At 48.5% G+C, this 6,971-nt stretch carries 5 protein-coding genes and 1 pseudogene; 4 read left to right on the top strand and 2 right to left on the bottom strand.

What is annotated here, in order from left to right:
* The first annotated feature begins 313 nt into the window (after positions 1 to 313).
* Positions 314 to 1,261, top strand: a pseudogene (locus GPL15_RS27845) (polysaccharide deacetylase family protein).
* A gap of 111 nt (positions 1,262 to 1,372) precedes the next feature.
* Positions 1,373 to 2,185 carry a delta-lactam-biosynthetic de-N-acetylase gene (gene pdaA / locus GPL15_RS25100; RefSeq protein WP_215701416.1) on the top strand — a complete coding sequence of 271 codons (813 nt, stop codon included), beginning with the start codon at positions 1,373 to 1,375 and terminating at the stop codon, positions 2,183 to 2,185.
* 4 nt (positions 2,186 to 2,189) lie between these two features.
* Here pdaA and GPL15_RS25105 read toward each other — a convergent pair whose 3' ends face one another.
* The gene (locus GPL15_RS25105) at positions 2,190 to 3,557 is read right to left on the bottom strand and encodes an MATE family efflux transporter (RefSeq protein WP_215701417.1); all 1,368 of its coding nucleotides are present in this window, start codon (positions 3,555 to 3,557) and stop codon (positions 2,190 to 2,192) included.
* Between the two features lie 123 nt (positions 3,558 to 3,680).
* Positions 3,681 to 4,502 carry a MerR family transcriptional regulator gene (locus GPL15_RS25110; RefSeq protein WP_215701418.1) on the bottom strand — a complete coding sequence of 274 codons (822 nt, stop codon included), beginning with the start codon at positions 4,500 to 4,502 and terminating at the stop codon, positions 3,681 to 3,683.
* Positions 4,503 to 4,889: 387 nt separating this feature from the next.
* On the opposite strand from GPL15_RS25110, the gene GPL15_RS25115 reads away from it, so the two are divergent.
* On the top strand, positions 4,890 to 6,269 hold the full coding sequence (locus GPL15_RS25115) for a sodium:alanine symporter family protein (RefSeq protein WP_215701419.1): 1,380 nt from the start codon (positions 4,890 to 4,892) through the stop codon (positions 6,267 to 6,269).
* 58 nt (positions 6,270 to 6,327) lie between these two features.
* Complete coding sequence (locus GPL15_RS25120; protein ID WP_215701420.1) at positions 6,328 to 6,540, top strand: hypothetical protein; 213 nt, start codon at positions 6,328 to 6,330, stop codon at positions 6,538 to 6,540.
* Positions 6,541 to 6,971 lie beyond the last annotated feature (431 nt).

The following is a 6,971-nucleotide window of genomic DNA, read 5'->3' on the forward strand; positions in this document are numbered from 1 at the left end:
GGAAAATCCTTAAGTATACTAAGCTCATGGCGTTTGAAGAATATACTTTTATTACTTGCTCCTTAAGTAAATGACATTGGCTGTAAACAGTAACATGCGTCACACTATGTGGAAGATTTGATCCAAATGTACTGCTGGCTTCGCGGTGCCGGCTTCGTAACCATATGTGAAAAAACCATCAGAAAAACCTCCCATTTCCAGCAGTATTGTCCTTTACGTATCCTCTTTTTTCCGGTATAGTTATGTAAGGTACGTTTAAAGATAAAGGAGAATTTACATGTCAGGCAGTTACAGACGCAGAAGGCCCACAAGGATGAACCGGGCAAAGGCACGTGCGGAACGTTTACGCAGGTTTTTTAAGATTTCTATTACCATCGCCGCTTTTTTAATTGTAATATTTTGTGTTGTGCGGTTTTTTATATATGAGAAGGATAATATTTCCAAATTATTCGCCAGGAAGGCCGCTGCTCAGACAGAGGTGGTTCCTGAAACGGAAGTTATTTCCACGGGATCGGAAGCTGGGGGATCGGAAGCCGGGGCCCCGGGAGCCGAATCGCAGGGAACCGGAGGGACAAAAGATGGAGAGCCGGAAAGCGCTGCCCCGGTTTCAGAGGCGACGCCTTCGGAGGCAGAGGAAGTTCCTTCCTATCCGGACCCGGATAAGCCTATGATCGCATTTACCTTCGATGACGGCCCTTACGCAAAAGTGGATAACCGGATTCTGGATGCGCTGGAACCTTACGGCGGGCATGTGACATTTTTTATTGTGGGAAGCAGGGTTAACGATTATCCCACCACTTAAAAAAGGATCCACGAATCGGGAAGCGAAATCGCAAACCATACATATGACCATAAGAACCTGGAAAAGCTCACTCCGGAAGAAGTGTTTATGGAGGTGGAGCTAACCAACGAATATCTGGATGCCGCCATCGGAGCCAGGACCAATTTAGTCCGCGTCCCCTATGGCGCTTACGGCGGGGCGGTCTGCCAGTTGGTCTCTTATCCGATCATTCAGTGGAACGTGGATACTGAAGATTGGAAATCCAAGAATAAGGATGCCATCGTCGAGGCCGTATTGGCCCATGCCAAAGACGGCAATATCATATTAATGCACGATATCTATGAGAGCACCGCAGAGGCATTTGAAGAACTGGTACCGCAGCTGGCCGAACAGGGCTTCCAGTTTGTTACGGTCAGTGAACTCTATCGGGCCAGAGGCATTTCCATGGAACCGGGCCAGGTCTATTTCAGCGCACATTAGTGTATGCCTGAAAGTAACAGTTCAGACCTGTCTGAACTGTTACGCCTGAATTCATGCATGAATCACCGCAGTCTCCAATATATTGAATTAAATAGATTGCGGTGGAAAATCATGAATTATCAAAAGTGCAAAAAAATCATTCAAGTCTTTTTCTTATTTGTTGTCTTCTTTCTGGCCGGATATAAACTGGCGGAAATCACGGACACCTCCCAAACAAAAGCAATACAGACATCAGCGGAAGGAAACTGGGGGCTCAGTTTCCAGCAGGAAGGCCAGCCTCCGGTTGCCAATGCCACCGCTGATTATCTGAAAAATTTCGACGCTTATTATGCGGAAGATACGGACGAAAAGGTGCTCTATCTCACCTTTGACGCAGGTTATGAAAACGGAAATACAGAGGCTATTTTGGACGCTTTAAAGAAGCACAACGCTCCTGCAACATTTTTCGTGGTTGGAAATTACATAGAAACCAGCCCTGATCTGGTAAAACGTATGATTGCCGATGGCCATATTGTTGGAAACCACACCTACCACCACCCGGATATGTCTAAAATCTCCACAAAAGAGGCATTTGCCAAAGAACTGGGGGATCTGGAAACCCTCTATCAGCAAACCACAGGGCAGACCATGAAAAAATATTACCGGCCGCCACAGGGTAAGTACAGCGAAAGCAACCTCCAGATGGCCAAAGACCTGGGATATAAGACATTTTTCTGGAGCCTGGCTTATGTGGACTGGTATGCGGATAAGCAGCCCACCAAGGATGAGGCATTTAAAAAGCTCCTGGGCAGAATCCACCCGGGAGCAATCGTCCTTCTTCACAGCACCTCCAAAACAAACGGCCAGATTCTGGATGAACTGCTGACAAAATGGGAAGAAATGGGATATACGTTCAAATCCCTGGACCAGTTGGCCGGGGAATGAGGTTTCAGTCAGCCTGTCCCTGGGGCAGGCCAATCCTGACCTGCTCTTTCCTGAGCTCTGACAGCACATAGACCAGGGTATATGCCGCCATAAATCCGGAAACCAGCGGAGCTATGGAGCCGATCATCTTCAGATTATCCGGCCAGTAGGTATATACAAAGTATATCAGGGGCATTCTCAGGGCCAGAGCCCCGAAACAGCAGCTTATCATGGTAAAAATCGTCTTGGAGCGCCCGTTTAAATAGCCATTGAGGCAGAATACAAAACTGACGGCCAGATAATCATAACTGCATGATTTAAAAAATGGAATTCCCGCTTCTATGATAGCCGGATCATCCGCAAAAATACCGATCATCGTTTGGGGCGATATCTGGGCCCACATCCAGAACAGAGCCGAAGCCGCCACCGCGAATCCCAGACCTGCAAACAGGGATGTCCTTGCCCGCTCCGGCTTTCCCGCCCCATAATTCTGGGCGGTGACAGCCGCCAGGGCGTTGGCGATGGAGGTGGCGGGAAGCATGGCGAACACGTCGTATTTGCTGGCAATTCCCACTGCCGCGGCCGCATAGATTCCCAGACGGTTGGTGACGCTGGTCAGATAGAGGAACGACAGCCTCACCATGCATTCCTGAAGGGAAATGGGGATGCCCACCTGAGCCAGTTCCTTCATCTTCTCCCGGTCAATCCTGAAATTTTCCAGCTTGAAGGTGAAAATAAAGCGTCGTTTATTCAGATAGCAGACTGCACAGACCATGCTGATCCCCTGGGCCCCGATGGTTGCCAAAGCCACTCCGGCAACGCCAAGCCCGGCATATTTGACCAATACCACATCTCCGATGATATTTAACACACAGGACAGGGCGACGAACATCATCGGACGCTTCGAATCCCCATACCCTCTTAGAATTGCGCTGATAGCATTGTAGCCGCAGATAAAAAAGATCCCGCTGCTGCAGATCATAACATATTTCCTGGCCTGTTCAAATGATTCAGCCGGTGTCTTTAACAGTCTCAAAATCAGCCCGGACATGGCCATCATCAAAATGGTTAACAGGACTGCGATGATGGAAAACACGGTCAACGTGGTACCTATGGTTTTTCTGACCTCTTCTTTCTCATTCATCCCCGTATATTTTCCCACCAGAATTGTGCCTCCAAGGGTTAATCCTGTGATCATGCTGGTGATGATCTGGGTCACCTGGGTTCCCGTGGATACGGCCGCCACACTTTCCGGCGGGCAATAGCGTCCAATCACCAGTAAGTCCGCCGCTCCGTACATTGCCTGGATGATATTGGCAATCACAAATGGAATGGAAAATGTGAGCAGAACGCGGAATACATTTCCCTCAGTCAAATTATGTTCTTCTTTCATACTGTCCTCCATAAAACAAATGCAGAATTACGTCCGAAACAGAATCATTCCGTCCCACGAGACGTAATTTCCTATGGAAGAACAATAAACCCTCCAGTTACTGGAGGGTCAAGCATTTTATTCTCATTTATTCTTTTTTACGGGTATTTGAAGTTCTGTCACATATTGAGACACATCGTCCGTAAATCCTGCGTCTATCCAGGTAATTTCCACAGAATCGCCGGCCAGGCTGTAATTATGGCTCCTCATATAATCAAACAGGCTGTCGTAATACCGGGCGGAATCCTGATGGGTTCCCGAGTACAGCAGGGAAAGATAATCGCCCCCGCCCAGCACCCGCTGTTCTCCCTGGTAATCATCTTCCTGTTCCAAAAAAACAAATATGCCGGAAAACCGGCCGTATTCCCGGGCCGCCAAATCCTCGATCCCAATGGAAACGCCCACCTTTCCAAGAAACATGACCGGCTGAAGGTGGTTCATCCGCTCCAGTTCCCGGATGGGATATTCTAAGTCCTCTCCCTGGCTTATGGTCTTTCTTAAATATGCCACCGGGCGTTCGTCCATCTTCATCTCCCTGACCTGGCCGAGCGGGGCGTTTAAAGCCTGGTTTAACTGGCTTAAACGGATATTCAGCTTTCTTTCCATTGTCTGGAGTTTTTGAAGCTGTCTCCTTGTTTCATCCAACTGCTCTTCCAAAATCTTTTTCATCGTCCTGGCGTCTTTATTTTCAAAAAACTGTTTGATCTTTTCAAGAGGCATATCGAGAGTTCTCAAATATTTAATCGCATTCAGGCGTTCAAACTGTTTGGTGGAATAATAGCGGTAGCCGGTCTGCCGGCTGGTCATTTCAGGTTTTAAAAGCCCGATTTCATCATAGTAACGGAGGGTTCTGATATTAATCTGAAACAGCTCTCCCATTTCTCCGATTGTGAATAATTCTTTCATTTTTCGCTTCTCCTAGCCGGGTGATGGTGTTTTCTCTATTATAATATCGGAACTTATGGATTGTCTACCTTGCAGTTTGAAATACCAATAATAACGGTTGCGTCTTAGAGTAACAGTTCGGGCAGGTTTGAACTGTTACGCATCCAGCCCATTAAAGCCGCCTGCGGCGAGGGGCTGGATGCCTGCAGCTATTATGTTTTCGTACGGTCTGTGCAGTAAATGCGCAGACCTGTCTGAACTGTTTCGTCTTAGGAACAAATCAACCTGTCTATACAAACATATTTCTATACAGCCGGTAAAAAATGTGATATTATGGAAAAACAGCGGTCTGCCCGCTTCATTTCCTGGACAGACCGGCAAATCGGCTGAAAGTAAGAGGATATGCAAATGTTTCAAACAGTAAAAAACATCAACGACGCTGTCAATAGTTTTGTATGGGGAATACCCGCCATGGTCTGTATTATAGGCGTCGGCTTATTTTTAAGCATACGGACCCGTTTCATCCAGTTCCGCAAATTCCGTTATACATTTACAGTTACCATAGGGCGCCTGTTCCATAAAAAAGAGGCTTCGGACGGTTCTGTCACCCCATTTCAGGCGGTCTGTACCGCTTTAGCCGCAACGGTCGGAACCGGAAACATCGCCGGTGTGGCGGGAGCTATCGCCATCGGAGGGCCGGGTGCTGTGTTCTGGATGTGGGTATCCGCCCTTCTCGGCATGTGCACAAAATTTTCAGAGGTGACGCTGGCCGTTCATTTCCGCGAAAAGAATAAGGCTGGAGACTGGGTAGGCGGCCCTATGTATTACATAAAAAATGGCCTGGGCCCCAAATGGCGCTGGCTGGCAGTGGTTTTCTCCGCCCTCGGCGTCCTCACCGTTTTCGGCACGGGAAATGCCACCCAGGTTAATACCATCACTACGGCCATTGATTCCGCTTTGTTAAATTACGGAATCATATCAGAAGAATCTGTTTCTGCCCTTAATTTAATAATCGGCTGCTTAATTACTCTCCTTGTCGCTTCTGTGCTTCTGGGCGGTATCAAGCGGATTGGCCGGGTTACGGAAAGGCTTGTTCCATTTATGGCTTTATTTTATATCATCCTGGCTTTTGGAGTGGTCATCCTGCATATTGAAAATGTCCCTGCAGTCTTCTCCTCCATTTTCCGGGGCGCATTTTCCCCTTCCGCCGTTACCGGCGGCGCAATCGGCACCATGTTCCTGAGCCTGAAAAACGGCGTTTCCAGAGGTATTTTTTCCAATGAAGCCGGGCTGGGAACCGGGTCGATCGCCCATGCGGCAGCCGATACCAAAGATCCGATTAAACAGGGTTATTTTGGTATCTTTGAGGTATTCACAGATACGATCCTGATCTGCACCCTGACTGCCCTGGTCATCCTGTGCAGCGGGATTTCCGTGCCTTATGGGGCTGCTGCCGGTGCGGAACTGACCATCAGCGGCTTCACTGCCACCTACGGCAACTGGGTGTCCATATTCACCGCCGTGGCCCTCTGCTGCTTCGCGTTTTCTACAATTATCGGCTGGGGGCTGTACGGCACCCGGTGCATTGAGTTCCTGTTCGGTTCCGGCATCAACCGGCCCTTCATGCTGGTCTATGCCGCCGTGGCCCTGCTGGGAGCTACTATGGATTTAGGGCTTCTGTGGGGAATCGCGGATACATTTAACGGACTCATGTCCATTCCGAACCTGATTGCTCTGTTCCTGCTGGGAGGAACTGTGGTGAAGCTGGTGAAAGGGGAGGTTTCTTAAATTGGGATTTAGGTGAGAAAGATACGCAGGAGAGTGGGACGAGGGAGCGGAGGTGGAATTGGATCTTTGGAGGCGGCCATGGGGAGCGGAATCCGTCGGTGATGAAAACCGGCTTCCAACCGTAAGTGAAACTAAGACTCCAGGGATGGAAAAAGACGGTCCGATGCCCATTCTCGGTAAACTCTTTATGGGACTTTACCGTTCAGTGGGCATCTCAGAAACTGATTTGGTTTTCAGTTTCTGCCCGTCTTTTTCCATCCCTGGAGTCTAACTTTCACTAACGGTTTCCAGATGGCTTTCATCACCGACGGATTCCGCTCCCCATGGCCGCCTCCAAAGATCCAATTCCACCTCCGCTCCCTCGTCCCACTCTCCTGCTGGTTTTCTCTGGCTAAAGGTATTAAAAGTAAATTTAACATAAAGGGTGACATAAAGGGTGAAGGCATTTTCGAAAATGGCTTCACCCTTTAATGCAGATGGCTTTCATCCCCGAAGGATTCCCCTTGCCCCGCCCACATCCAAACATCCAGTCCGTCCCCTCGTCCCGCTTTCCTGCTGGTGTTCTCTGGAGCTGGGGAATTAAATGCCATTTAGCTTTCAGCAGGTAGATTTTAATATCAAGTTTTTACATTAACCCTCAAGGCATTTTCGAAAAAGCCTTCACCCTTTAATGTAAATCCCCACACCATTTAACATCAACCC

This window comes from Clostridium sp. MCC353 (assembly GCF_018785315.1).
Taxonomy (GTDB): domain Bacteria; phylum Bacillota; class Clostridia; order Lachnospirales; family Lachnospiraceae; genus CHH4-2.

What these genes read in the sequence shown, in the direction of transcription:
- pdaA (WP_215701416.1), top strand. Translation starts at nt 1,373, where the DNA reads ATGAATTATCAAAAGTGCAAAAAAATCATTCAAGTCTTTTTCTTATTT.
- GPL15_RS25115 (WP_215701419.1), top strand. Translation starts at nt 4,890, where the DNA reads ATGTTTCAAACAGTAAAAAACATCAACGACGCTGTCAATAGTTTTGTA.
- GPL15_RS25110 (WP_215701418.1), bottom strand. Translation starts at nt 4,502, where the DNA reads ATGAAAGAATTATTCACAATCGGAGAAATGGGAGAGCTGTTTCAGATT.
- GPL15_RS25105 (WP_215701417.1), bottom strand. Translation starts at nt 3,557, where the DNA reads ATGAAAGAAGAACATAATTTGACTGAGGGAAATGTATTCCGCGTTCTG.